This is a genomic window from Methylobacterium indicum (genome assembly GCF_001043895.1).
GTDB lineage: Bacteria > Pseudomonadota > Alphaproteobacteria > Rhizobiales > Beijerinckiaceae > Methylobacterium > Methylobacterium indicum.
In genome coordinates this window covers 18,996-44,265 of the sequence record NZ_JTHF01000034.1, presented here as the reverse complement: position 1 = coordinate 44,265, position 25,270 = coordinate 18,996, and the positions used below count along the sequence as shown (strand labels likewise).

Sequence of the window (25,270 nt, the reverse complement as noted above, 5' to 3'; positions counted from 1 at the left end):
TCGCGGCCGGCGCCGATGGGTCGTCATATAGGCCCGCCGATTCGGCCCGTCAACCGGTTTCATGAAGGTTCGGCGACAGGAGTGCCGGTCGGGGTCCCCTCCCCTGCTGGCGGGCGTCGAAGGCGAGCCTCTGAGCTGGCGCCGCTTCGTCGATCAAACCGTGATACTCCTGGCGAGCATCCGCAGCTTCCAGAGAACGGTCCCATCCGGCGAACAGATCAGGCCGCATGGCCGAGTGGCCCGACCCTCGGTCGCGGAAGAATGCGGTGGGCAGGACAGGCTCGCTCGATGACGCTCTGACCCGGTCTTCCGGCACTCCAGCCGGGCAGCGGCCCACCCTCACGCTCGACAAGCGAACCTGGGCTGCGGCCAAAAAAATCAGGCGCCACTGATCCTCTGGATGACCGGGCTGTCCGGAGCCGGCAAGTCGACGATCGCCAACCGGGTCGAGCAGCATGGTGTGGCAGCAGGGCCGCCACACCCTGCTGCTCGACGGCGACAACCTGCGGTCCGGGCTCAACAACGATCTCGGCTTCACGGGTGCCGACCGGGTCGAGAACGTCCGCAGGACCGCCGAAGCCGCCAAGCTGGGGCTGGACGCCGGCTTGATCGTGATCCGCTCGCTGATCTGGCCGTTCCGGCGCGAGCGGATCCTGGCCCGCGAACTCGTCGGACCGAGCGAGATCCTGGACATCGTCGTCGACGCGCCGATCGAGGAATGCCGCAGACGCGATCCCGAGGGGCTCTATGCCCGCGCCTTCGCCGGGCAGATCCCAAACTTCATCAAAATTTCCCGCCCTACGAGGCGCCGGACTCGCCCGACCTGCACCTCCGGACGACCGTGCATGACGTCGAGACCCTCGTGGGTCAGGTTCTCGATGAGTTGCCGCGTCGGAGGGTCATCGCCTCCGGCGCCTGATCCGCAAAACCCTGCGAGCAGGGGAAGCTCCGGTCGGGCTCGCGAGGACGACCGCCCGGGCCTCATGCCGGGGAATTCAGACGGCGGGAGACGATTCCTCGGCCTTGGCCTCCTCCGCGCATTTGAGGCAGAGTTGGCGCTTGGCGAGGAGGGCCGAAACCGCGTTCGCGCCCTCGAAGCTGACGACGTGGCCGCATTCGAGCACGTTGAGCACCCGCTGATCGGGATCGTCGCGCTCGCCGGAGGGGTAGCAGCGGATCGCCGTCACGCGGCGCATGGGGATCTCAGCCTGCATGGCGTAACCCTGGAACCTTGTCTCGATGCGGCGGACCGGTCGCCGCCGGGGCGCTTCCGACTCTCCCGAGCCGGTCCCGCGCTGACAGCCCCATAGCACGGAACCGGTCCGGGACGCAGGGCCCTCCGGCTCGCGTCATGCCGCAGGGACCATCGTCCTGGCATGGATGGTGCTAGCTCGACAGGCCTGCGCGCCTGACCGGTGGTGGATCGGCGGATGACGTGTCAGAGCCTGCTTGACCCGCGACGGGTTCGGGATCACCGCATCGAATGCAGCGATGCGCGACGGACGCGCCTGGTCCCGGATTGCCCGTCCCGGACGGCCATTCGTCGCGGCCGGGCCGACGCCGCGGTCCGGTCCCGTGCCGCCATCCCGGCCCGCCGATACGGCGGGTCCGTGCGCAAGACAGAGAAGCGAACCAGGAAGGAACCGTTCGGTGAGGGATTTCTCGAGGCCCGGGCGTTCGCCCGTCTATGCCGCCAACGCCGCCGTGGCGACGTCCCATCCGCTCTCGACCCTCGCGGCGATCGAGGTGCTGCGCTCGGGCGGCAACGCGGTCGATGCCGGCATCGCCGCGGTGGCGGTGCAATGCGTGGTCGATCCGCTGATGACCGGGATCGGGGGCGATTGCTTCGCCCTCTACGCGCCGAAGGGCGCCAAGGCGCCGATCGCGCTCAACGGCTCGGGCCGCAGCCCGGCGGCGGCGCACGATGCCTGGTACCTGGAGCGGGGCATCGCCCTCGAGCCCACCTCGCCTCACGCCGTCACGGTACCGGGAGCGGTCGCCGCCTGGGGGAAGCTCCTTCGGGATCACGGCACCCGCAGCCTCGGCGAGGTGCTGCAGCCGGCGATCCGCTACGCCGAGGACGGCTATCCGGTGCAGCCGCGCGTCGCCCTCGACTGGTCGCGCAGCGTCGAGCGCGTCGCCGGCGATCCGGCCTCGGCCGCGACCTACCTGATCGAGGGCCGGGCGCCGCGCGTCGGCACGATCATGCGCCACCCGAAGCTCGCCGCCACGCTCAAGCGCATCGCGGCCGAGGGCCCGCGCGGTTTCTACGAGGGAGCGGTCGCCGAGGATATCGTGACCCGCCTGCGCGCGCTGGGGGGCCTGCACACCCTCGACGACTTCGCCGAGGCCGCGCCCGAAATCGTCACGCCGGTGACGACGCGCTACCGCGGCTACGACGTCTACGAGTGTCCGCCGAGCGGCCAGGGCCTCGCCGTGCTGATGATGCTCAACGTGCTGTCGCATTACGACATCGCGGCGTTGTCCGAGCTCGACCGGGTCCATCTCTTCGCGGAAGCCTGCAAGCAGGCCTATCACCACCGCGACGCGCTCTTCGCCGATCCGGTCCTCAACCGGGTGCCGGTGGAGCATCTGCTCTCCGAGGCCTGGCGGGCGAGTGCCCACGGCGCGATCGACATGGGGCGCGCCCAGGAGCCGGTGATCTGGCCGGAACTCCTGCACAAGGACACGGTCTATCTCAGCGTGGTCGACCGGGACGGCAACGCGCTCTCGCTGATCAACTCGATCTTCCAGGGCTTCGGCAGCGGCATCACCGCGCCGGAGAGCGGGGTTCTGCTGCACAATCGCGGCCTGTCCTTCCGCATCGATCCGGGCCACCCGAACACGATCGGCCCACGCAAGCGCCCGATGCACACCATCATCCCGGGCCTGCTGATGCGGGACGGCGAGACGGTGGCGCCGTTCGGCGTGATGGGCGGGCATTACCAGGCGATGGGCCACGTGGAACTGCTGACCGGCATCATCGACCGCGGCCTCGACGTGCAGGAGGCGCTCGATGCCCCCCGCAGCTTCGCCTATGGCGGCGGGATCGAGATGGAGCCGGGTTTCGCGGAGGGCATCGTGTCCGGGCTCGAAGCGCGCGGCCACCGCACCATCCCGGCCTCCGGCCCGATCGGCGGCGGCCAGATCATCTGGATCGACCGGGAACGCGGGGTGCTCGCCGCGGGCTCGGACCCGCGCAAGGACGGCAGCGCGCTCGGTTATTGAGGAGGCCCCCATGCCCATCGACATCGACGCCGCGGCTCGCGCCCTCGTGGACGCCCGCCGCACGGGGACGCGCCTCGACGCGCTGCCGGAGGGAGCGCGGCCCGGCAGCGAGGCGGAGGCCTACGCGGTGCAGGACGCCATCGCGAAAACCCTCGGGCCGGTGGCCGGCTGGAAGGTGGGGGCGCCCGGCCCCACCGCCACGCCGGCCCGGGCGTTCCTCCACGCCGACACGATCTTCGTCGAGACGGACGAGCTGCCGGCCTCGCTGTTCCACGTCATCGGGGCGGAGGCCGAGATCGCCTACCGGTTCGGCCGCGACCTGCCGCCGGAAGCCGGCCCCTACGACCGGGAGGCGGTGCTGGCGGCGGTCGCCACGATGCATCCGGCGATCGAAATCGCGGATACCCGCTTCACGGTCTTCGGCGCGGTGGATGCCCACAGCCAGCGCGCCGACCAGCAGAACCACGGCGTCCTGGTGATCGGCCCGGGCCTGACGGACTGGCGCAGCCTCGACCCGGTGACCCAGCCGGTGCGGCTCACGATCGACGGGAGCGTCCTGCACGATCACGTCGGCGGCAACTCGGCGGTCGATCCGGTGCGGCTGCTGGTCTGGCTCGCCAACGAGGGGGCCCGCTCCCTCGGCGGGATCAAGGCGGGTCAGGTCGTCACCACCGGCTCGTGCACCGGCACGGATTTCGTGACCGCGCCGACGCGGATCGTGGCGGAGTTTCCGGGGCTGGGGAGCGTGGCGCTGGCGATCGCGTGAGCGTCCCGGGGTGACCGCTCCGATCATGGGGCCGCCGACCTGGGACCATCGTACGCTCCTCGACGGTGCGCCTCGTCAGGCGGCCGCCGCCTCCAAAGGCGCCGGCCGCCCGAACAGGTAGCCCTGCATCTCCGTGCACCCCTCCCGCCGGGCCGCCGCGAGCTGGTCCTCGGTCTCGACGCCCTCGGCGGTGACCGTCGCCCCGAGTTGGACGGCGATGCCGACCACCGCGCGCACGATCGCGGCGGTGTCGGGATTGGCGATGTCGGCGATGAAGGAGCGGTCGATCTTGATCGCGTCGAAGGGGAAGCGGCGCAGGTAGCTCAGGGACGAGTAGCCGGTGCCGAAATCGTCGAGCGCGATCCGCAAGCCGAGCCGGCGCAGCGCGAGGAGCAGGTCGACGGCCTCGCCGTCGACGAGCAGGCTCTCGGTGATCTCGATCTCGAGCCGGTCGGAACCGAGGCCCGACTCGTGCAAGGCGGCCTGGATCGCGGCGATCAAGGGGCCGTGCCGGACCTGGGCGGCCGAGACGTTGACGGCGACGCGGGCGCCGTCGGTCCAGGTCGCCGCGTCGCGGCAGGCCTGGCGCAGGATCCAGGCGCCGAGGCGCTCGATCAGGCCGGTCTCCTCGGCGAGGGGGATGAACGCCCCGGGCGACACGAGACCGCGGGTCGGGTGATGCCAGCGCACCAGGGCCTCGCGGCAGACGGTGCGCCGCTCGGCCGTGGTGACGATCGGCTGGTAGTGCAGCACGAACTCGCCGCGATCGAGGCCGAGGCGCAGGTCGAGTTCGAGGCCGCGCCGTTCGGCCGCCGCTTCGTCCATCGCCGGATCGTAGAGCCGGAAGGTGCTGCGGCCGGCGGCCTTGGCGCTGTAGAGGGCCCGGTCGGCCCGGGCCATCAGGGTATCGGCGTCCTCGCCGTGGCCGGGGGCGAGCACCACGCCGATGCTGACTCCGACATGCATCGGCCGGTCGGCGACCCGGATCGGCGCCTGCATCGCCTCGACGAGGCGGGACGCGGCCTGCGTCGCCACGACGGGGTCGCCCCCGGAGAGGAGCACGGCGAACTCGTCGCCGCCGAGCCGTGCCAGGGTATCCCCGGGGCGCAGGACCGCGCTCATGCGGCGTCCGACCTCGCACAGGAGGGTGTCGCCGGCGGCGTGACCCAGGGTGTCGTTGACCACCTTGAATCGGTCGAGGTCGAGCCACAGGATCGCGCAGGGGGCTCCGACGCCGAGCCGCGCGTCGAGCCGTGCGCGGAACAGGGTGCGGTTCGGCAGGTCGGTGAGCGCGTCGTGACCCGCCATGTGGATGATCCGCCGCTCCGCCTCGCGCCGGGCGGTGATGTCCTCGACCTGGAGCAGGATCGAGGCGGAATCGGGCGGCAGGTGGAGGCGCACCGCCGAGACCTGGGCCCACATCGTGCCGCCGTCGGCGCGCGGAAAGCGCATCTCGCAGATCGCCGGCTCACCGGCCTCGCCCGCCCCCGTCAGGAGCCGGTCGAGGAGCCCGGCTTCCTCGGCCAGGCCGAGGACGGCGAGCGGCCGGCCGACGAGATCGGCGGCCTCGCGGCCGACGGCCTGCCGGAAGGCGCGGTTGGCCTCGATCAGGGTGCCGGCGGCATCGACCACCAGCATGCCGGCGGGCATCCGCTCGATGATGCCGCGCAGGTGGCTCGCGCTGCGGCGCGCCTCGGCCTCGGCGGCCCGGAGCGTCGCCTGCTCGCGCTTCAGCGTCGTGATGTCGAAATGCGCACTGGTCCGCCCGTCCTCGCGGGCGTGCTCGATCACCCGGATCCAGCGCTCGCCGGGCAGCGGCACCTCGAACGGCGCGCCCGCGAAGAGCTGCGCCTCGCGGACATGCGCCAGGAGCTGGGGCGGCGCGTCGCCGTAGGTGCCCTGCCAGGCGAGCGCCACCACCGCCTCCAGGGTCAGGCCCACCACCTCGCCCGGGGCCACGCCGTAGAGCTGGCCGAACTGCCGGTTGGCCGAGACGATGCGCCCGTCGGCATTCGCCGCCGCGATCCCGTCCGGCGTACCGCCGTCCTCGGCCGGGCGGGCGCCGGGTGCCTCCTGGGTGATGCGGCGCCACAGCCGGACCCGGCCCAGCCCCGGGATGGTGTGGGCGGCGACGCGCAGCCAGGATCCGCGATGCTCGAACTCGAACGGCCGGCTCTGGGCCTGGTGGCGGGCGATCCCGCTGGCGACGTACTCGTCGACGTAGCGGACTTCGTCCGAGGTCAGGCGGGTGCGGTAGAAGCGCCGCAGGTTCTCGCCGTAATGCTCGCCGAGATGGACGAAGCCGTCATGCTCGGGAAAGAGATACAGGAAGGTCTCGTTCCAGCCTACGACGCGGTCGTCGGCATCGAAGGCGCACAGGCCGATGTCGAGGCCGTCGAGCAGGTCGGCGAGGAGGCCGATGCTCGGCTTGGGCTTCTGCATGCTGTCGACCCCGGATTCTCCGCGCGGCACCGTCCGTCCCAGTGCCCGATACAGCCCGGGCCCCGCCCGAACCGGCTCCGACGGGGCCCTGCGCTCTATCGGACGTCACCGTCGCATGACCTGATTGACGCCGTCTTTCACTGTCGAACACTGCACGTGTTGCCGCAGAGACAGGAACGACGGTGCGGGACCGGCACCACGGGGTTGCGGCGCCGATCGGATCTCTCCCTTGCAAATCCGCCTTGCAAGTCCGCCTTGCAAGCCTCCCTCGCCAATCCCCCTTGCCAGCCGAGCGCGGATCGGCTGTGAAGGCTGAAGCGACGACAAGAGGGCGACCACGCGCGGGAACGACGCGGGCGCCCGGGAGGAGCCCACGATGATCCGTTTCACCACAGGCCTGTGCGCGGCCGCCCTGATGCTGGCGGCGCTCGCGGGACCGGCCGCGGCGCAGATCTCCGACGACGTGGTGCGGATCGGGGTGCTCACCGACCTCTCGGGGCCCTACGCCGATAGCGGCGGGCGCGGCTCGGTGGCGGCGGCCGAGATGGCGGCCAAGGATTTCGGCGGGACGGTACGGGGCAAGCCGGTCGAGATCGTCTCGGCCGACCACCAGAACAAGCCCGACGTCGCCTCGAGCCTCGCCCGGCGCTGGTACGACGTCGACAAGGTCGACGCCATCGTCGACCTGCCGGTGACGGCGATCGCGCTCGCCGTCCAGGCGGTGGCCAAGGAGAAGAACCGCACGGTGATGATCACCGCGGCGGCGACCTCCGACCTCACTGCCAAGACCTGCTCCCCGGTCAGCTCGCACTGGACCGACGACACCCACGCGCTCACCGCCGGCACGGCGCGGGCGGTGTTCGAGCGCGGCGGCAAGTCCTGGTACTTCATCACCGTCGACCACGCCTTCGGCCATGCCTTGCAGAAGGAGGCCACCACCGTCGTCGAATCGCTCGGCGGCAAGGTGGTGGGCACCTCGCGCCACCCGATCAACACCGCCGACTACTCGTCCTTCCTGCTCCAGGCGCAGAGCTCGGGGGCGGACGTGGTGGCCTTCGCCAGCGTGGGCGACGACTTCACCAAGGCGGTCAAGCAGGCCGACGAGTTCGGCCTGACCGGCGGGCGCCAGACGCTGACGGGCTTCCTCGTCTACGTCACCGACATCAAGGGCCTCGGCCTGCCGGTGGCGCGCGGCCTGACCTTCTCGTCGGCCTTCTACTGGGACCAGAACGACGCCGCCCGGGCCTTCGCCAAGCGCTTCCAGGAGCGCACCGGCGCGATGCCGACGAAGAACCAGGCGCTGATCTATGCCGCCGTGACCCACTACCTGAAGGCGATCGACAAGGCCGGCACCGACGAGGCGGTGGCCGCGAACGCCGCCATGCGGTCCCTGCCGGTGGCGTTCTTCGACCACCCCGCGACCTTGCGGGCCGACGGGCGCCTCCTCTACGATCCCGTTTTGTACCGGGCGAAGGATCCCGCAGCCTCGAAGGGCCCGTGGGACCTCTACGAGGTTTTGCGCACCATCCCGCAGGGGGAGGCCTTCCTGCCGATGAACCCGGCCTGCGCCCCGAAGGAGCGCGGGTAGAACGATGGGTGATGCCGCCCTCGCCGAAGGCTTCGATCTGCGGCGCCTGCCGGAGGGGTTCATCGCGAACCCCTACCCGTTCTACGCCGCGCTCCGCGCGCACGCCCCGGTCCACGAATTCGGTGACGGGCAGATCCTGCTCACGCGCTACGCCGACCTGGAGCGGGTCTACAAGGACGCCGCGACCTTCAGCTCGGACAAGACCGTCGAGTTCGGGGCCAAGTTCACGACTGGGGAGGTGCCCTCCCCGCTCTACCGGCACCACACCACGAGCCTCGTCTTCAACGATCCGCCGCGCCACACCCGGGTCCGGCGCATCATCGCGGGCGCGCTGACGCCCCGGGCGGTCGCCGCAATGGAGCCCGGCATCGTCGCCCTGGTGGACACTCTCCTCGACGCGGCCGAGGTGCGGGGCCGGATCGACCTGATCGAGGATTTCGCCGCCGCGATCCCCGTCGAGGTGATCGGCAACCTGCTCGGCGTGCCGCGGGACGAGCGCGGGCCCCTGCGGGACTGGTCGCTGGCGATCCTCGGCGCCCTCGAACCGGTGCTCACGCCGGAGATCGAGGCCGCCGGCAACCGGGCGGTGACCGCGTTCCTGGCCTATCTCGAACGCCTCGTCGCCGACCGGCGCCGGCACCCGGGCGATCCGGACAAGGACATCCTCACCCGGTTGATCCAGGGCGAGGTCGGGGGCGAGCGGCTGTCGCCGGAAGAATTGCTCCAGAACTGCATCTTCATCCTCAATGCCGGCCACGAGACCACCACCAACCTGATCGGCAACGGGCTCCATCTCCTCGCCGAGCAGCCCGGGGCGCGGGCGCGGCTCCTCGCCGAGCCGGACCTGATGCGAAAGGGCGTGGAAGAGATCCTGCGCTTCGAGAGCTCGAACCAGCTCGGCAACCGCGTCGCCGCCACGCCCTTCGCCATCGACGGCCGGGACTATCCGGCCGGCACCCAGATCACGCTCGGCATCGGTGCCGCCAACCGCGACCCGGCGCAGTTCCCCGACCCCGATCGGTTCGACGTCGCCCGCGACCCCAACCGCCACCTCGCCTTCGCCAGCGGCATTCATCAATGCGTCGGCATGGCGGTGGCGCGGCTCGAGGGCCGGATCGCGCTCGGTCGCTTCCTCGCGCGCTTTCCGGATTACCGCCTCGACGGAGTGCCGGAGCGTTCGCAGAGGGTGCGCTTCCGGGGATTTTCGCGGTTGCCGGCGCGGCTGGGGTGAGCCGGGACGAGAGCTTTCCCAATCCCCGATCAGATCCGCAAAGTCGATCCGGCGGCAAAACAGCTTTCCATTTGTCGCTCTATTATTCCACACCCAATCGATGCTACGCCCAAGCTGAGCCGTAAGCTCGCTCTCACGAACCTTGGGTCGTCGCACGATGTCATGCACGTCCGGACCGGGCGGCCGGCTGCGCTTGGCCGCTCTCGGCCTCGCGCTCCTCGCCGCGAGCGCCGCCCCCGCTGCGGAGGGCGACAGTCCGATCGGCACGATCATGGACGGCCTCACGGGCGGCGGCTCGCGCCGGGACCTGATGGACCGGATCGAGCGCTCGGAGAACGAGCGGGCGCGCCAGCAGGCCGAGCGGACCGCCACCGAGGCCGAGATCCGGGGTCTGCTGCGCGACATCGACGACAAGATCTTCTCGATCCGCCTGAACCTGGCGGAATTCGCCGGCAACCGCCCCTCCTGCCGCACCCTGCGCGCCCGCGCCGCCGCGCTCGACGCCCAGATCGCGGATCTCGACCACCTCGCCGCCTCCGCCCAGGCACGCTGCGGCGCCTCCTCCGACGCCGAGGCCGTGACCGCCCTGTGCCGGACCCGCCTCGCCGAGATCGCACGCGACCGCGCGGCCGCCGAGGCCGCGCAGGCCCGCGCGACCGCGAACTGTCCTTCCGATTCGAGCCCCGCCAAGGAGTTGCGGCCGTGATGTCTCTTTGTCGCCGGACGGTGTGCCGTCTGTTCGTGGTCGGAACCCTGCTCGGCGCGATGGCGGGCGGTGGGGCGATGGCTCAGCCCACCCCGCTCAGCGATCGAGCTGCCTTCATCGAACAGCGGTTGACGACGCTGAAGGCGGAGATCGGCAAGATCAAAGACAGCCTGAGGGACGCGAAAACAATCGTAGAATATTTCGATATCATCACCAATAATATGACGGAATATCGCGAAAGCTTCAGAGCATACGAAACCAACTGCTTCGAGCGCAGGCGTGAATATGAGGCGATGCGGAGGGACAACAACCCGTTCGCAGCGCGCCTCATGCCGCCCGTGCAACGCTGCGAAGCCGACAGGCCCGGCTTCGATGAATCGATCCGCAAGCTCTCCGCCTTGGCCGAGACCATCTCGCGTGACGTCAGCCTCATTAAAGCCGAGCGCGGCCGCCTCGAGGTGGAGAGCGGCCGAACCAGCAATGAGCAGAACATCTTTCAAACCGAGCAGAATCTCAGACGAACGACCCGCGAAATGGGCGATCAGATTCAAAACTTCAAGAATACCCGATTCTAGGATCGAGCGATGCGAACAGGCCATCTGATCCAGCTCATCGGCTACGGCATCATGACGGCCAGCCTCGCGGTCCGGCCCTGCATGGCGGCGGAGCTGCTGGCCATCGACCGGTCGCTCGCCGAGGCGGTGTCGAGCCCCCGCCGCGAAGCCCCGCTGGCGACGGCCTTGCGGCGCGCCTACGCCGACGCTGCGTCACCCGAGCGCCGGAATGCACTCGCCCAGCGTGAGGCGGTGACGGCGGCCCTCGACGAGGTCGCCAGAGGTGACGCAGAGGGCGGCGGCATCGGCCTGGCCGAGGCCAACCTTCTCGTCGGCGTATTCCGCTCCCTCGATGCGATCCGGCAAGCCGAAGCCGGCAAAGGCGTCGAGAACGGCATTCCCGCTCTCACCGCCGCGGTCTGGCGCCGCTACGTCGCTCCCCTGGTCGCTCGCAGCGCCGAACGAGCCCTTCAGCCGGTCGCGCCGCGCTCGACGGGAGACCTCGTCGGCCAGTGGATCGACGGCAGCAGAACGGTGCTGGCCTACGACCTCTGGGCGGACGGTCGCGCCAAGAGCCTGGCCTGGTCGCGGGCCGAGTTCGCGCTGCCGCTGCCCCGGGCCGATGCCCTCCTCGAACGGGGGCTCGTGCCGACGCCGCGGCCGCCGCGACCGCGCCTCGCGCTCTACGTCGATCTGGCGACCCTGCGTGAGGGCGACCGTACGGCCGTTCGCCGTGCCGCGGCAGGCGGCGAGGGGCCACTCCTGTTCGTTCTCGACGATTCGCAGAAGCGGCTGGACGAGTGTCTGGCGGCGCAGGCATCCGGGCAGGACGCAGGCGAAACACCCCGGCGCGACAAGGCGGAGGAGGACGGCGCGGCGCGCTGCCGGGCGCGCATCCGGCCCGAGGCCGACGCGATGCTGCTGTTCGATCCCAAGCGCCGGCTGCAGGTCCGCAGCTACGATCCGGCCGACCCCGCGCTGGCGGTGCCGCGGATCCTCGCTCAGGCCGCCGGCCTCGCGCGGGTGTGGCCATGACGGCTCCCCCGACGGTCCCCAGGCGGCATCCGCCCGGCATCCTGCGCCTCCTGGCGCCCGCTCTGCTGGGGCTTGCCGGTTGCACCGCCACCAGCGCACCGGCACCGATCCGCCCGGAAGACCTCGGCGCGACCTTCACGCCTGCGGCGCGGGCCTCCGCCGGGACCGCCCTGTTCGAGGCCTGCCGGGGGCCCGAGGCCGAGGCGGCCCAGGTCGTGGTCTCCGGCTGGTTCGACGTCGTCACCCACGTCGATGCCTGCGACCTCGCCGCCGCGCGCTACTACACCGGCACGACGATGGAGCAGGACATCGCCGCCCGCCTCGACCGGCTCGGCTCGGCCGAGCAGGCGAGCTGCCGCGTCCAGGCTCGCACGGTCCTCGCCCGAATCCGCGCCGCCAACCGCCAGGTTGCGGCCTGGATCCCGCACGCAGTCCCGACCTGCTCTCTCGCCAACCAGCGCGATGCCGTGGTGACCGATCGCGACCGGCTCGGTCGGGCCACCCGGGACATCCGTTGTCGGATAAGGCGGGACTTTCCGGAGCTGACGGGTGAGGCCTGCTCCTGATGGACTACGGCTTCCTTCTGTCTGCGATCCCAGCAGCGGCTGGGATCGCGAGCTTTATATTTGGAGTTTTCAAATTTTTTGTCGACTACAACGGATCTATCCAAAAATGGAAGGAAAATAAACAATCAGAAAAAGCGGTCAGCAACATAAAATTCGTTATATTTATATTATCAATATTCTCCGCTAGTTTAATCATATCATATTCGATGATCAAATCAGAATCAGAGAAGATACCGAAGCAAGAAAAAATTAAACAAACGGCCAGAGAAGAGATATATTCCCACAAAAACAAAATTGGTAGTGAATATAATAAAAATGAAGAAGCAAAAATAGAAGATAATAATAATCCCAAAAATGCATGCCGCGCTTTCAATAGCGACGGCGGATTTTACGAAAATTTGGAATCTTGCGTGTCGGAATTTTCCTGCGCGGCGTCGGAGTATCTCTGCACCAATATTGCGCTCTCGGCAGGGCGCATCGTGACGAGAGACATCACCTGCCCGATCGGCCTCGGTCAATCACTCCCCCTCGATAAGCGTCGGGACATTTCCGATCAGCTGCGCCTGCGCCGCTGCTATGCCGAGTCCTATTCATGGCTCGCCGGCCTCGCAGGTCCCGAGGCCAACAACGCCCGTGGCGCCTGGCGCGCCAAGGTCTGCCCCGAGGCCCCCGCGGTCTTCTCCGATCCGTCATTCTCACAACTCGGACATCTCACCGACGGGGCCTGCCCCCGCTGACGCCCTCGGCTCTCCCACCACAAGGATCCCACACCATGCTCCCGCCCGCCCTGCGCAACGCCACGGCCGCCCTCCTCCTCGGCCTCACCGGCACGGGCTGCATGACGAAGGACCCCGCCACCCGACAGGACAAGGTGCCGAACACCGTGACCCAGGGGCTGACCGGCGCGGCGACCGGGGCGGCGCTCGGGGCCTTGGGCGCGGTGACGAACGGGCGCAACGTCGCGCAGGAGGCCGTCAACGGGGCCGTGACGGTCGGGCTCAACGGCGTTCTTGCGGGCTTCGCCATGGACCGGTTCGAGGCCGGCCTGCTCAAGGAGTTCGAGGCCGTCGGCGTCAAGGCGACGCCGCGGGGGTTGAACGTGGTTCTGGAGATCGGCGACGGCATCCGCTTCGCGCAGAACAGTGCCGCCCCGAGCCCCGAGGCGGCGCGCAAGCTGCGGGCGGTGGGCCTGATCCTGGCACGCTTTCAGCGCAACCGCGTCGACGTGATCGGCCACAGCTCGGCCGAGGAGCCGGCCGGCCTGTCGGGACAGCGGGCCGCCGCCGTCGCCGGCTTCCTGGCACAGCGCGGCGTCGCCGCGAGTCGAATCCGGCGGGAGGGCAAGGGGGCGACCGAGCCGGTGCGGGTCGACAGCGCGGAGGCGACGCGCCGCCTCAACCGGCGCGTCGACGTCTTCATCGCCCCCCTGACCTGAGTGACCTCAAGCGGTCGTGTCCGGGGCGGGCATGGCGTAGCACGGTCGATGCCCTAGCTCGTGCCGGGCAGGTCGACCGAGGAGACGCCGCATGAAGCTCCACCGCCGCGCCGTGCTGGCCGGCTCCTTCGCCGGTTCCCTGGCAGCCGGGCTCCTCCCCGGCCGGCTCCTGGCACAAGGGGACGGCCTGATCCGCCGCCCGATCCCCTCGACCGGCGAGACCGTACCGGCGATCGGCATCGGCACCTCGCGGCGCTACGACGTGGCGCCGGATTCCGACGCGGTCGCGCCGCTGCGCGAGACGGTGGCGAAGTTCGCGAGCCTCGGCGGCACGGTGATCGACACCGCGCCCGATTACGGCCGGGCCGAGGAGGTGCTGGGCCGGATCCTCAAGGAGACCGGACTTCGCGAAAAGGTCTTCCTGTGCAGCAAGGTGGCCGCACGGGGGCGCGAGGCGGGAGAGGCGCAGATCGCGCAATCGTTCCGCCGGCTGGGCACCGACCGGATCGACCTGATCGCAATCCACAACCTGATCGACCCGCAGGCGCAGCTGCCGCTCCTGCGCGAACTCAAGGACAAGCAGCGCATCCGCTATCTCGGCGCCACGACCTGGGCCGAGGGGCAGTACGGCGACCTCGAAGCGCTGATGAAGGCCGAAAAACTCGACGTGATCCAGGTCAATTACGCGGTCGATGCCCGCAAGGCGGCCGAGCGCATCCTGCCCTTGGCGAAGGAGCGCGGCATCGCCGTCATGGTCAACGTGCCGTTCGGGCGCGAGCGGCTGTTCACCCTGGTCCGCGGCCGCGACCTGCCGCCCTTCGCCGCCGAGTTCGACTGCAAGACCTGGCCGCAATTCTTTCTCAAATACGTCCTGTCGCACGAGGCGGTGACCTGCCCGGTGCCGGGCACGGCGCAGGTCCGCTACGCCGAGGACAATCTCGGCGCCGCCCGCGGTCGCCTGCCGGACGCCGCCCAACGCCGCAAGATGGAGGAGTTCATCGATGGCCTGTGATCGCCGCACGCTGCTGCTCGCCGGGGCGCTCGCCCTGGTGTCGACGGCTACCCCCGCTCTCGCGCAGGAGGCCAAGACCCAAGACGCCAAGACCCCGATCGCGGTGATCGGCGGCGGCAATATCGGCGGGACCATCGGCGGCCTGTGGGTCAAGGCCGGCCATCCGGTGATGTTCGCCTCTCGCCATCCGGAGGACCTGAAGCCGCTGGTGGAAAAGCTCGGGCCGCTCGCCAAGGCCGGCACCGTCGAGCAGGCCCTCGCCTTCGGCGACGCGGTGCTGATCGCGGTGCCGTACAAGGCCTATCCGGAGCTGGGCAAGACCTACGGCGCGGCCCTGAAGGGCAAGGTCGTGCTGGATGCCGGCAACGCCACCAAGGCCCGAGACGGCGACCTCGCGGCGGAGGCCGAGAGCGCCGGCATCGGCGCCACCTCGGCCAAGTATCTTCCGGGCGCCCGGCTGGTGCGGGCCTTCAACGCCGCGAATTACCGGCTCTTCGCCCAGAACGCCCATCGCAGCGGCGCGCCGATGGCGGTGCCGATCGCGGGCGACGACAAGCAGGCGCTGAGCGTTGCGTCGACCCTCGTGCGCGATGCCGGCTTCGAGCCGGTGGTGGTCGGCGGCCTCGACGCGGCCAAAAAATTCCAGATGGGCAGCCCGGGCTTCCAGCGGGACGCCACCGGGCCCGAGGCGCGCAAGGCCTTCGGGATCGCCGAATGACGCCTGATACCGCGCAGGCGGCGCAGGCCGGCCTCAAGGTGCCGGCCTGGCTCCGGCGCCTCACCGATGTGCGGCCGGAGGAGGTGCCGGCTCTCGGCTGGGCCTGGCTCTACATCTTCGCCCTGCTCTCGTCCTACTACGTGATGCGGCCGATCCGCGACCAGATGGGGCTGGCCGGCGGGCTCGAGAACCTGCCCTGGCTGTTCACCGCGACCCTCGTCGGCATGCTGGTGCTCAACGTGCCGTTCGGCTGGCTGGTGCGCAAGCTGCCGCGCTCCCGCTTCATCCCGATCACCTACCGCTTCTTTGCCGCCAACATCCTGGTCTTCGCGGTGGTGCTGTATCGCAGCGGGCCCGAGGAGGCGGTGTGGATCGGCCGGGTGTTCTTCGTCTGGCTGTCGATCTTCAACCTGTTCGTGGTCTCGATCTTCTGGGCGACGATCGTCGACGTGTTCGACACCGAGCAGGGCAAGCGGCTGTTCGGCTTCATCGCGGCGGGCGCCACGCTCGGGGCCATCACGGGCTCGGCCGTCACCGCGGTGCTGGCGCGCGACGTTCCCATCCCCTGCCTGCTGCTTGCGGCAGCGGTGCTCCTCGAAGTGGCGGTCTTCAGCATGCGGGGCCTGTCGCGGATCTCGGATGCCCTGTCGCGCGAGCCGGGGGCGGCGACGCAAGCCATCGGCGGCAGCCCGTTCGCCGGCATCAGCCGGGTCCTCGCCTCGCCCTACCTGCTCGGCATCTGCCTGTTCCTGCTCCTGTTCTCGATCACCTCGACCTTCCTCTACTTCGAGCAGGCCGGCATCGCGAAGCGCAGCTTCCCGGATCGCGGCGCGCAGACGGCGTTCTTCGCCAGCGTCGACCTCGCGGTGAACGTGCTGACGCTCGGCATCCAGCTCTTCCTCACCGGGCGCATCGTGAAGCGGCTCGGCGTCGGGCTCACCCTGGCGATCCTGCCCCTCGTCAGCGCGCTGGGCTTCGGGCTGCTCGCGGTCGCGCCCACCATCGCCAGCGTGGTGGTGTTCGGGGTGCTGCGCCGGGCCGGCAACTTCGCCATCGCCCGGCCGGTGCGCGAGGTTTTGTTCACGGTGCTGCCGCGGGAGGACCGCTACAAGGCCAAGGCCTTCATCGACACGGTGGTCTACCGCCTCGGCGACCAGGTCGGCGCCTGGTCCTATACCCTCGTGGCCTGGCTCGGCCTGAGCGCCACCGCGCTCTCGGTCGTGGCGGTGCCCCTGTCCCTCGCCTGGCTCGTCAACGGCCTCTGGCTCGGGCGCCGGCAAGATTCTATGGCTGACGGGAGGGAGCCGCAGGAGACGGGGAATGGCTGAGACCGAAGCGAGCTTGCGTGCCGGCATCGTCGCGACCTGCCGCAGCATGGCCGACCAGGGCCTGAACCAGGGCACCGCCGGCAACGTCTCGGCGCGGTTCGGCGACGGCCTGCTCATCACCCCGTCGGGCCTGCCCTACGAGGAGATGACGCCCGACGACATCGTGCCGATGACGATGGACGGCCGGGCCGACCATGCCCTCGCGCCCTCCTCCGAATGGCGCTTCCACCGCGACATCCTGCGGGCCCGCCCCGACGTCCACGCGATCGTCCACGCCCACCCGACCTACTGCACCGCCTTCGCGATGTGCCGCAAGGACATCCCGGCGGCCCATTACATGATCGCCGCCGCCGGCGGGCCGACCGTGCGCTGCGGCGGCTACGCCCTGTTCGGCACCGAGGAGCTGTCGCAGCGGGCGCTGGAGGCGCTTCAGGACCGCACCTGCTGCCTCCTCGCCAATCACGGCATGATCGCCACCGGGCCGAATCTGGCCAAGGCCCTGTGGCTCGCCGTGGAACTGGAAACCCTGTGCCGGCAATACGCCGTGGCGCTCCAGGTCGGACGGCCGCACATCCTCAGCGAGGCCGAGGTGGCGGAGGCGATGGAGCGGTTCAAGTCCTACGGGCCACGGCCGAAGGCGGGGTAGCCACCCTTTCCCTGGAAATTTTTATACCCTATATCTTCCTGGGAGAAAGGACATGGCCATGCTCAAGTCCGCCACGCAACTCGACCGGGAGCAGCGCGAAACCCAGACCGTCAGCAAGGCCGTGGTACGGGCCGCGGCTGCGCTCGGGCTCACCAATCGGGCGCTCGCCGGCATCGTCGGTCTCTCGGAAGCCTCGGTCTCGCGCCTGACGCGAGGCGAATTCCTGCTGGACCGGCACGGCAAATCGTTCGAACTGGCCGTGATGCTGATCCGCCTCTACCGCTCGCTCGACGCGGTCACCGGCGGCGACGCGGCCGTGGCATCGGCATGGCTCAAGGGCGAGAACACGGCGCTGCACGCCGTTCCCCTGGATCTGATCCAGACCGTCGAGGGTCTGGTGAGCACCGTCCTCTACCTGGATGCCCGGCGTGCCGTCCTTTGAGACCCGGGCGCTCGCAGGAACCTGCTGGCGCCTCGTCGAGGCGCAGCACGTCATTGCGACGATGAAGCTGACGGACACGCTCGATGAGCAACAGATCCTCGAAGACCTGATCGAGGCCTCGAAGCCGCCGATGCCGGTGGAATGCCGGGAACTCGATTATCTCCTGTCGGCGCCGTTCCGCTATCGCCCGTACCCGCATGGTTCGCGTTTCCGGCGTGCCAATCAGGTGGAGGGCGTGTACTACGCGGCCGAAGCCGTCGAGACCGCCGTCGCGGAAGTGGCGTTCTACCGCCTGCTGTTCTTCGCCGAATCGCCCGGGACGCCCTGGCCCGAGAACCCGGCCGAGTACACGGCCTTCTCGGCGCGCTTCGCGGTCGACCGGGCGATCGACCTCACCACCATGCCCTATGCCGAGCAGGCGGAGATCTGGGGCCATCCGACCGAGTACGGTCCGTGCCAGACCCTTGCCGATGCGGCGCGGGCCGACGGCGTGGCGGCGATCCGCTACGCATCGGTGCGTGATCCGGGCAGGGGCACCAATCTGGCGCTCCTGACCTGCAAGGCCTTCGCAAAGAACCGCATCGTCGACCGGCAGACCTGGCGCATCCATCCCGGATCGGCGGGGATCCGCGCGATCCGGGAGTTTCCGCCTCTGCGGCTCGCCTTTGCCCAGGAGACCTTCGACGATCCGCGTCTCGCCGGGATGGTGTGGGAGCGCTGAGCCGGCCCTCAGTGGAGCTGCACGAGGCAACTCCACTGAGTTTATTGTTGTTGCATCATCTTTGCCGCTGAGCCGGGAGCACTTCGGCGAATGATGCTTAGAGATCCATCTTCATCGCCTGCGGATAGTACCGGAACCCACCCTGCCCATTCTCGGCGACATGGCCGATGCCCGGCCAAGCGAAGTGATAGGCGAGCACCGGGATGCGGTTCTTGGCCAGCATGGTCAGCATCTTGAGCCGGGTCTGGGCCGATTGCTTCGGGTCGGTGTCGTAGGCGAACTCGGTCAGGGGCTTTTCCATCAGCAGCACCGGGTGATGCGTCAGGTCGCCGAGGTAGCAGAGGCTGTCCTTGCCCGAGGTGATCATGAACATCGTGTGGCCGATGCTGTGGCCCGGCGCCGCGATCGCCTGGATCCCGGGCAGGAATTCCTGGCCGTCCTTGACGAAGACGAGGCGATCACGGATCGGCAGCAGGTTCTTGCGCGCCGTATCGAGGAAGGCGCTGAACGAGGCCGGCACCTTGGCCGGATCGGTCCAGTAATCGAAATCGGCCTGCGAGATGTAGTACTGGGCGTTGGGGAAATGCGGCGTGCCGTCGTCGCCGACGCAGCCGCCGCAATGGTCGACATGGGCGTGGCTCATCACCACGGCGTCGATGTCCTTCGGGTCGATGCCGGCCTGGCGCATCGTGGTCAGCAGCTTGCCGGTGGTCGGCCCGAACAGCTTGAGCGATCCCATCCCGGTATCGAACAGCACCAGCTTGCTGCCGGTATTGAGGATCAGGATGTTCTGCTCCAGCACCGCGTTCGACAGCGGCAGGAAGTTGCTGGTCAGCTGCGCGTCCATCTCGGCCGGGGTGAGGCCGAGGAAGTTGGCATGGGGGTCGCCGAGCGGCAGGGTGCCGTCGGAGACCATGGTGGCCTCGGCGTCGCCGAGGGTGAAGCGGTAAAAATACGGACTCTGGCTGCGCAGCAGCGGCGCCTTGGCGCTCGCCGCACCGGGCAGCCCGGCCGTCACCGCGGTGGCCGCGGCGCCGAGCATCAGGCCGCGCCGGCTGGGGTTGTCCAACCGAATCGTCATCGGGGCTCCTCCACGTTTCATCCGCGGGCGCCTTGTTGCGCGCGCTCGAAACGGGACGTCCCCCGACGCGAGCGCGGCCGGAACCTCTGCGGCCCGATCTTTGTCCGTCGGCCCGGATGGGTTGTCAAACTGGACGTTGGGTCATGTGCCGCCCGCGCGGGCATGGACGCGGCGCCGCCGCCCGAAATGCGGGCCCCCTGCCCAACCGGACGGCAACCGGCCCGATCCTCCCCGGCCCCGGAATTGACAGCGTTTCGAGGCACTTCCTACACCCCTGGCAACCACGGAGGAGCCGCGATGCCGAGCCACGATTTCGACTACGACCTGGTGGTGCGCGGCGGGACGCTCGCCGGCCCGGCGGAGGTGTTCGAGGCCGATCTCGGGGTGCGCGACGGGGTGATCGCGGCGGTCGGCCGGAACCTCCGGCGCGGGGCGGAGGAGATCGACGCCCGGGGCCACATCGTCACCCCCGGCGGCCTCGACCCGCATTGCCATATCGAAGAACCCTCCGAGGGCGGCGGCGTGCAGGAGGAGAGCTTTGCCAGCGGCTCGGCCGCAGCTTTGGCCGGCGGCACCACCTCGTTCATCTGCTTCGTGCCGCAATGGAAGGGTCACCCGATCGCGGCGACCGCGGAGGGCTACGAGGCCCGCGCCCGGGCCTCGCGGGCCGATTACAGCTTCCACCAGATCATCACCGACCCAACGCCCGACGTGCTGGAGCGCGAGGTGCCGGCCCTGGTCGCCCGCGGCATCCGCAGCCTCAAGGTCTTCCTCACCTACGATCCGTTACGGCTCACCGACGGGCAGTTCCTGGAGGTACTGGCGACCGCGCGCCGCCTCGGCGCCTTCGTGACGGTGCATTGCGAGAATTACGACGCCATCGGCTGGCGCATCCGCGCCCTGCTCGAGGCCGGCCTCACCGACCCGCTCCAGCACGCCTGGGCCCGCCCGCCGGTGGTCGAGCGCGAGGCGACGCACCGGGCGATCGCGCTCGCCGAACTCGTCGACCAGCCGATCCAGGTCTTCCACGTCTCCTGCGACGAGGCGGCGGACGAGATCGCCCGAGCGCGGGCGCGGGGCATCAAGGTCTGGGGCGAGACCTGCCCGCAATACCTGACCCTTTCGACCGACGACCTGGCGAAGCCCGATTTCGAGGGTGCCAAGGTGGTGTGCTCGCCGGCCCTCCGGGCGCCCGGCGAAGCGGAACGGATCTGGGCCCGCATCCGCGAGGGCACCCTCGACGTGGTCTCCTCCGACCATTGCGGCTTCTCCTTCGCCACCGCCAAGCGCGATCCCGGCAGCAGCGGCTACGGCCAGGGCGGCGCCGAGGCGCGACCCGACGGGATGCCGGCTTTCAACGCGATCCCGAACGGCGTGCCGGGGATCGAGACCCGTCTGCCGGTGCTCTTTTCCGAGGGCGTCTCGGCCGGGCGCATCGACCTGCCGACCTTCGTGCGCCTGACCTCGACCAACGCCGCCCGCCTGTTCGGGCTGGCCGGCCGGAAAGGCACCCTGGCGCCGGGCGCCGATGCCGACCTCGTGCTGTGGAACCCCGATGCCGAGCGGGTCCTGACCAACACGGACCTGCACCACGCCATCGATTACACCCCCTGGGAGGGGATGCGCCTCAAGGGCCTGCCCACGATGACGATCCGGCGCGGCGAGATCGCGGTGCGCGAGGGCCAGGTGCTGGCGGAACCCGGCTCGGGCCGGTTCCTCGCCCGCGGCCCCTACGCGCTCGCCACACCGTCGGGCCGGGTGCCGGACGGATTCGACGCGGCGGCCCGGCGCTGACGCCCTGGACGCGAGACACGCCCCGTCCGACCATGCCGGTTTCCTCGGGAGGACCGGCATGGCGACCGTGAGACTGTGGAGCGACGCGGAGGCGGATGCCGATCCCCGCGTCAAGGCGGTGTTCGACGACATCCGGGCTGTGCGCCGCTCGGACTTCATCAACAATTTCTGGCGCGCGCTCGCCAACCAGCCGACGGTGCTGGAGCGCACCTGGGCCGATCTGAAGCAGGTGATGGCCGCCGACGGCGCCCTCGACCCGCTGACCAAGGAGCTGATCTACATCGCGGTCTCGACCGCCAACGGGTGCAGCTACTGCATCCACTCCCACACCGCCGCGGCGCGCGCCAAGGGCATGACCGAGGCGCAGCACGGCGAGCTGCTGGCGGTGATCGGGATGGCGAACACGACGAACGCGCTCGTCACCGGGATGCAGGTGCCGGTGGACCGGGAGTTCGAGGTGTAGGGTCAAACTATGATTGGCTTGACCTTGTGAATGTCAGCCAAAAACGGGAGGCGGATGGCGCTGCTTTGGAAGGACCCAAGGTAAACGACTACGCGCAGTAGGTCGATACGCGCTATGTCACCTCAGTCCTGAGTGTTACCGGAGAGCGGCGTCGCACGCATGGATGGCCTCTGCGCGAAATCATCAAACCAGCGCGTTAAAGAAGTATTAGATCTGAAAGTCGGAAGGCCGCGAAAAACGAGCCAATCCAGCGTGGTTGCCAAGGCGATGTGGCCAATGTGGAGATCCTCCTCCCAAAATAGCTCACGCTCCAGCCAAACATAGCTTTCGATTAATTTCACCTCATAACCGGCTTGAAGCTCCGGATAGCGCAGATGCTTCGGACGGCGCTCCGCTTCCCAGCGTACCCCGATCCCAGCTTGGGCCATGTCCTGCGCCAGAGCTTCCAGACGCAAAGCACCCCAGAGGCGCTCCGGGTCATTGGGGTAAAATGACGCCATTTGATGCAATGTATCAAGATAACGACATATCACGGACGAGTCAAATAGACTTGACTATCCTGGTCGCAGCAGGACATGAACTTTTCCCAGCGGATTGCTGGCGAAAACTTCTGAGTTCGATCGTGTTGGGCTCGTTTCTTGGTGCTCAACAATTATCTTCTCGGCGAGTCCCGCTTCATGAGCGAACACGAGTACCTTCCGCGCAACGGGGAATGGGTTTGATACAGGAGTTTCATACACCCTCCTTCGAGACTGAAATCTGGCAAGATCCAGACATATGAACTCGCAAGTTCTCAGAGAGCCGCGTCGTTACTTGGCGCATGAGCGCGGGAGTGGTGCGCTCGAACCCGTAGACGAATCCCGGAAAGTCGAGCGGCTTCTGAATAGTCCAGATTTCGTCGTGTTGGTTCGGAGGAAGAATCTGTGCGGGGTCACCGACCGCAACCCATCCGATAGGAACGGTTTCACCCGCTTCCAGCCGGCTTCTCAAATGAACCGTTCCATTGATCCGGACCTCAGCCCCTCGACCGATGACGGCCCCATGAAAAATTGATGCGCTGGTCGCGACAAAGACCTCGTCTTCGATCCGCGCGCCGACGACGTGGCTATGAGGCCCGAAAAGACAATGATTTTTAATGTAACAGGGATGGCGTGATGTTGCTCGGATGACAGCGTTTTCCATGACGATGCAGCAACGCCCGATCTGGATCGCTCCTCCTCCCTCGGCGACTATCCGCGCACCGTGCAGAATCCGACTGCCCGCGCCGATGATGACGTTTCCGCACACGGTCGCGTCCGGCGCCACCCAAGCGTCCGGATCAATCGAGGGGACATGTCCTCCGTAGGAGATGATCATGCTTTGAAACCTTCCTGTTCGATTACAGTGGCCTTGTTTCCGATTGGGCAGATCCCCGGTCCACACAGGTCATGCTCACAGAGGCGGCACGTCGTTCTGGCACTCGCACGCGAGGTCGTGGCCGCTGCAAGGATGCGATCGAGTATCCCTTCGAACTCACCGATTTCATCTGGTCCAAGGATCGCAAGAAGAGAGCCGATCGAGGAAATCCGCTCACATTGAAGACGGACCACTTCCATCCGGCCCGCATCCGTGAGGCTCAAAGGGGTATAGCGACCCGCCTGCTCTCCGCGTTCAACAAGCCCGCGACGCTGGAGCCCGTCGAGCAGCCGCACAGCAGTTGGTTGACTGACCCCAACGATCTTCGACAGCTCGGTTGTGGTCATTTCAGATCGAAAGTGAAGCGTTGAGAGCACTGCTGCGGCGCTAGGCGACAGATCGCCGAAGGCGTGTGTCGTTCGCTCCTCAATCAAAGCTCCGAGTGCGCCTAGCTTGTTGGAAAGCAATTCATGCATGCGCTATGCATACATCATATGTGGCACACTGTCGAGCCCCTTCCTCGAGGTCGGCCTCGGGGAAGGCTGCTACCAACGGGAAGGGGCCGAAAGGCTTAAGGGCGCGCGCCCTAACATCAACGAGCTGAGCTGTTTTTGACGCTGGCCCGCCCCGCCCCCGCCTACGCGGCAAGCGCCATCGCCTTCGTCTCGGGCGTGGCGAGCATCGCGGCGATGCCCACCACGCTCGTCGCGATGACGTACCAGGCGGGTGCGAGCGGATCGCCGGTGACGCCGATGAGCCAGGTCACCACCAGCTGCGTCGTGCCGCCGAACACCGTGACGACGAAGGCGTAGGCCACCGAGAGGCCGGCGCTGCGCACGCTGCGCGGCAGGAGTTCGGGGATCGCCACCAAGCTCGCCGCGGCGCTCATGGCGCTGAGGGTCGCCAGCAGCGCCGACATGCCGAGCAGCGTCGCCGGGCCGGGCACCCGGGTCATCAGCAGGAAGGCCGGATAGGCGGCAAGCAGCAGCAGGACCCGCGGCACGATCATCACCCGGCGCCGGCCGTAGCGGTCCGAGAGGGTGCCCGCCAGCACCGAGAAGACCAGGATGCAGGCGCCCACCACCGCCGTCGCGGCGATGGAGAGGCCCGCCGGCAGCTTCAGGGTCGTGATCGCGTAGGTGGTCATGTAGTTGCCGACATAGGTCGAGACCGTGCCGCAGAGCAGGATCGGCACGACCAGGGCCAGGGTGCGGCCGTGGTCCCGCAGCAGCCGGGCGAGCACCGCGCCGGTGGTGGCCTCGGCATGGCCAGTGCCGTCGCCGGCGGTCTCGGGCATGGCGCGGCGGATATAGATCCCGACCGGGATGATGAGGAGGCCGAGAAGGAACGGGATCCGCCAGCCCCAGGCCTGCATCTGATCGGCGCTCAAGCCCAGGGACAGGAGCACGCCGATGGTGCCGGCGCAGAGCGTCGCGAGGCCCTGGCTGGCGATCTGCCAGCTGGCATAGAGGCCGCGCCTGCCCGGAGGGGCGCTCTCGATGAGGTAGGCGGTGGACGGACCAACCTCGCCGCCGAGCGCAAAACCCTGGATCAGGCGCCCGATCACCACGAGGACCGGGGCGGCCAGGCCGATCGTGGCGTAGCCGGGGGTCAGCGCCAGCATCAGCATGCCGATGGCCATCAGGGCGATGGTCAGCATCATGGCCGGCTTGCGCCCGGCCCGGTCGGCATAGGCGCCGATGACCACGCCGCCGATCGGCCGGGTGACGAAGCCGATGCCGAAGGTGGCGACCGAGGCGAGCAGGCTGACCCAGGCGTCCCCGGCCGGGAAGAAGGTCCGGCCGATCGTGACGGCGAAGAACGCGTAGGTGGTGAAGTCGTAGAATTCGAGGGTGTTGCCGATCACCGCGGCGACGACGCCGCGCCGGCGCGCCGCCTCGTCCGGCGGGGCCAGTACCGCCGCGGGCGGGGTTTCGGACCGCGCATCCGCGCGCAGGGTGGTGGACATCATGGGTCGCTCCTCCGGCCGTCTCGCAGGCCTCACGCGGGAGCCCCCCGGTGCGGCGTCGGCCGGGGCGGCGCCCCGGCCGGCCGTTCGCCTGCGGTCTTGGCCGCGATCCTGGCGGCGCGGCGCCTCCCTGTCCAAGACCGTTCCGGA

The 25,270-nt window shown here is 68.8% G+C and carries 25 protein-coding genes; 19 read left to right on the top strand and 6 right to left on the bottom strand.

Annotated elements, in window-relative coordinates; genetic code table 11:
- Positions 1 to 455: 455 nt before the first annotated feature.
- The 3 genes from QR78_RS36580 (at position 456) to QR78_RS04640 (ending at position 3,994) form a co-directional block, all read left to right on the top strand.
- Entirely contained in the window at positions 456 to 1,310 is an 855-nt protein-coding gene (locus tag QR78_RS36580) for an adenylyl-sulfate kinase (RefSeq protein ID WP_342027900.1), read from the top strand.
- 340 nt (positions 1,311 to 1,650) lie between these two features.
- On the top strand, positions 1,651 to 3,228 hold the full coding sequence (locus tag QR78_RS04645) for a gamma-glutamyltransferase family protein (protein ID WP_048426335.1): 1,578 nt from the start codon (positions 1,651 to 1,653) through the stop codon (positions 3,226 to 3,228).
- 10 nt (positions 3,229 to 3,238) lie between these two features.
- Positions 3,239 to 3,994, top strand: coding sequence for a 2-keto-4-pentenoate hydratase (locus tag QR78_RS04640; protein WP_048426334.1), 756 nt, complete (start codon positions 3,239 to 3,241; stop codon positions 3,992 to 3,994).
- A gap of 75 nt (positions 3,995 to 4,069) precedes the next feature.
- Here QR78_RS04640 and QR78_RS04635 read toward each other — a convergent pair whose 3' ends face one another.
- Positions 4,070 to 6,436, bottom strand: a complete 2,367-nt coding sequence (locus QR78_RS04635; RefSeq protein ID WP_053220794.1) for an EAL domain-containing protein — start codon at positions 6,434 to 6,436, stop codon at positions 4,070 to 4,072.
- 376 nt (positions 6,437 to 6,812) lie between these two features.
- Here QR78_RS04635 and QR78_RS04630 point away from each other — a divergent pair, with 376 nt between their 5' ends.
- The 14 genes from QR78_RS04630 (at position 6,813) to QR78_RS04570 (ending at position 18,418) form a co-directional block, all read left to right on the top strand.
- Entirely contained in the window at positions 6,813 to 8,024 is a 1,212-nt protein-coding gene (locus QR78_RS04630; RefSeq protein WP_048426333.1) for an ABC transporter substrate-binding protein, read from the top strand.
- Between the two features lie 4 nt (positions 8,025 to 8,028).
- Entirely contained in the window at positions 8,029 to 9,255 is a 1,227-nt protein-coding gene (locus tag QR78_RS04625) for a cytochrome P450 (RefSeq protein WP_048426332.1), read from the top strand.
- Between the two features lie 157 nt (positions 9,256 to 9,412).
- On the top strand, positions 9,413 to 9,961 hold the full coding sequence (locus tag QR78_RS04620) for a hypothetical protein (RefSeq protein WP_125901086.1): 549 nt from the start codon (positions 9,413 to 9,415) through the stop codon (positions 9,959 to 9,961).
- Entirely contained in the window at positions 9,961 to 10,536 is a 576-nt protein-coding gene (locus QR78_RS04615) for a hypothetical protein (RefSeq protein ID WP_048426330.1), read from the top strand. The genes QR78_RS04620 and QR78_RS04615 overlap by 1 nt, the downstream gene beginning before the upstream one ends.
- A gap of 9 nt (positions 10,537 to 10,545) precedes the next feature.
- Entirely contained in the window at positions 10,546 to 11,550 is a 1,005-nt protein-coding gene (locus tag QR78_RS04610) for a hypothetical protein (RefSeq protein ID WP_048426329.1), read from the top strand.
- Positions 11,547 to 12,116, top strand: coding sequence for a hypothetical protein (locus QR78_RS04605; RefSeq protein ID WP_125901088.1), 570 nt, complete (start codon positions 11,547 to 11,549; stop codon positions 12,114 to 12,116). The genes QR78_RS04610 and QR78_RS04605 overlap by 4 nt, the downstream gene beginning before the upstream one ends.
- Positions 12,116 to 12,853 carry a hypothetical protein gene (locus QR78_RS33840; RefSeq protein WP_125901090.1) on the top strand — a complete coding sequence of 246 codons (738 nt, stop codon included), beginning with the start codon at positions 12,116 to 12,118 and terminating at the stop codon, positions 12,851 to 12,853. Before QR78_RS04605 ends, QR78_RS33840 begins: the two co-directional genes overlap by 1 nt.
- Positions 12,854 to 12,888: 35 nt before the next feature.
- Complete coding sequence (locus QR78_RS04600) at positions 12,889 to 13,551, top strand: OmpA family protein (protein ID WP_048426327.1); 663 nt, start codon at positions 12,889 to 12,891, stop codon at positions 13,549 to 13,551.
- Positions 13,552 to 13,642: 91 nt separating this feature from the next.
- A complete protein-coding gene (locus tag QR78_RS04595; protein ID WP_048426326.1) occupies positions 13,643 to 14,563 on the top strand; it encodes an aldo/keto reductase in 921 nt (306 codons plus the stop codon).
- Positions 14,553 to 15,281, top strand: coding sequence for an NADPH-dependent F420 reductase (locus QR78_RS04590; protein WP_048426325.1), 729 nt, complete (start codon positions 14,553 to 14,555; stop codon positions 15,279 to 15,281). The genes QR78_RS04595 and QR78_RS04590 overlap by 11 nt, the downstream gene beginning before the upstream one ends.
- The gene (locus QR78_RS04585) at positions 15,278 to 16,609 is read left to right on the top strand and encodes an NTP/NDP exchange transporter (RefSeq protein WP_048426324.1); all 1,332 of its coding nucleotides are present in this window, start codon (positions 15,278 to 15,280) and stop codon (positions 16,607 to 16,609) included. Before QR78_RS04590 ends, QR78_RS04585 begins: the two co-directional genes overlap by 4 nt.
- Positions 16,602 to 17,255: a class II aldolase/adducin family protein gene (locus QR78_RS04580; RefSeq protein WP_048426323.1), complete on the top strand. Its 654-nt coding sequence runs from the start codon at positions 16,602 to 16,604 to the stop codon at positions 17,253 to 17,255. The genes QR78_RS04585 and QR78_RS04580 overlap by 8 nt, the downstream gene beginning before the upstream one ends.
- A gap of 52 nt (positions 17,256 to 17,307) precedes the next feature.
- A complete protein-coding gene (locus QR78_RS04575; protein ID WP_048426322.1) occupies positions 17,308 to 17,697 on the top strand; it encodes an MbcA/ParS/Xre antitoxin family protein in 390 nt (129 codons plus the stop codon).
- Entirely contained in the window at positions 17,675 to 18,418 is a 744-nt protein-coding gene (locus QR78_RS04570; RefSeq protein ID WP_048426321.1) for an RES family NAD+ phosphorylase, read from the top strand. The genes QR78_RS04575 and QR78_RS04570 overlap by 23 nt, the downstream gene beginning before the upstream one ends.
- A 97-nt stretch (positions 18,419 to 18,515) precedes the next feature.
- Here QR78_RS04570 and QR78_RS04565 read toward each other — a convergent pair whose 3' ends face one another.
- Positions 18,516 to 19,499: an MBL fold metallo-hydrolase gene (locus QR78_RS04565; RefSeq protein ID WP_048426320.1), complete on the bottom strand. Its 984-nt coding sequence runs from the start codon at positions 19,497 to 19,499 to the stop codon at positions 18,516 to 18,518.
- A gap of 297 nt (positions 19,500 to 19,796) precedes the next feature.
- On the opposite strand from QR78_RS04565, the gene hydA reads away from it, so the two are divergent.
- Positions 19,797 to 21,293 (top strand): dihydropyrimidinase, encoded by a 1,497-nt coding sequence (gene hydA, locus QR78_RS04560; protein WP_048426319.1) that lies wholly within the window; start codon positions 19,797 to 19,799, stop codon positions 21,291 to 21,293.
- 58 nt (positions 21,294 to 21,351) lie between these two features.
- A complete protein-coding gene (locus QR78_RS04555) occupies positions 21,352 to 21,756 on the top strand; it encodes a carboxymuconolactone decarboxylase family protein (protein ID WP_048426318.1) in 405 nt (134 codons plus the stop codon).
- 122 nt (positions 21,757 to 21,878) lie between these two features.
- Here the strand turns inward: QR78_RS04555 and QR78_RS35830 are convergent, their stop codons facing one another.
- From QR78_RS35830 to QR78_RS04550, 4 genes are all read right to left on the bottom strand, one after another.
- Entirely contained in the window at positions 21,879 to 22,256 is a 378-nt protein-coding gene (locus tag QR78_RS35830; RefSeq protein WP_244276423.1) for a glutathione S-transferase family protein, read from the bottom strand.
- 232 nt (positions 22,257 to 22,488) lie between these two features.
- The gene (locus QR78_RS32375; RefSeq protein ID WP_082171775.1) at positions 22,489 to 23,112 is read right to left on the bottom strand and encodes a gamma carbonic anhydrase family protein; all 624 of its coding nucleotides are present in this window, start codon (positions 23,110 to 23,112) and stop codon (positions 22,489 to 22,491) included.
- Positions 23,109 to 23,627 carry a MarR family winged helix-turn-helix transcriptional regulator gene (locus QR78_RS32370; RefSeq protein ID WP_082171776.1) on the bottom strand — a complete coding sequence of 173 codons (519 nt, stop codon included), beginning with the start codon at positions 23,625 to 23,627 and terminating at the stop codon, positions 23,109 to 23,111. The genes QR78_RS32375 and QR78_RS32370 overlap by 4 nt, the downstream gene beginning before the upstream one ends.
- A gap of 161 nt (positions 23,628 to 23,788) precedes the next feature.
- Complete coding sequence (locus tag QR78_RS04550; RefSeq protein ID WP_048426317.1) at positions 23,789 to 25,123, bottom strand: MFS transporter; 1,335 nt, start codon at positions 25,121 to 25,123, stop codon at positions 23,789 to 23,791.
- Between the last annotated feature and the right edge of the window lie 147 nt (positions 25,124 to 25,270).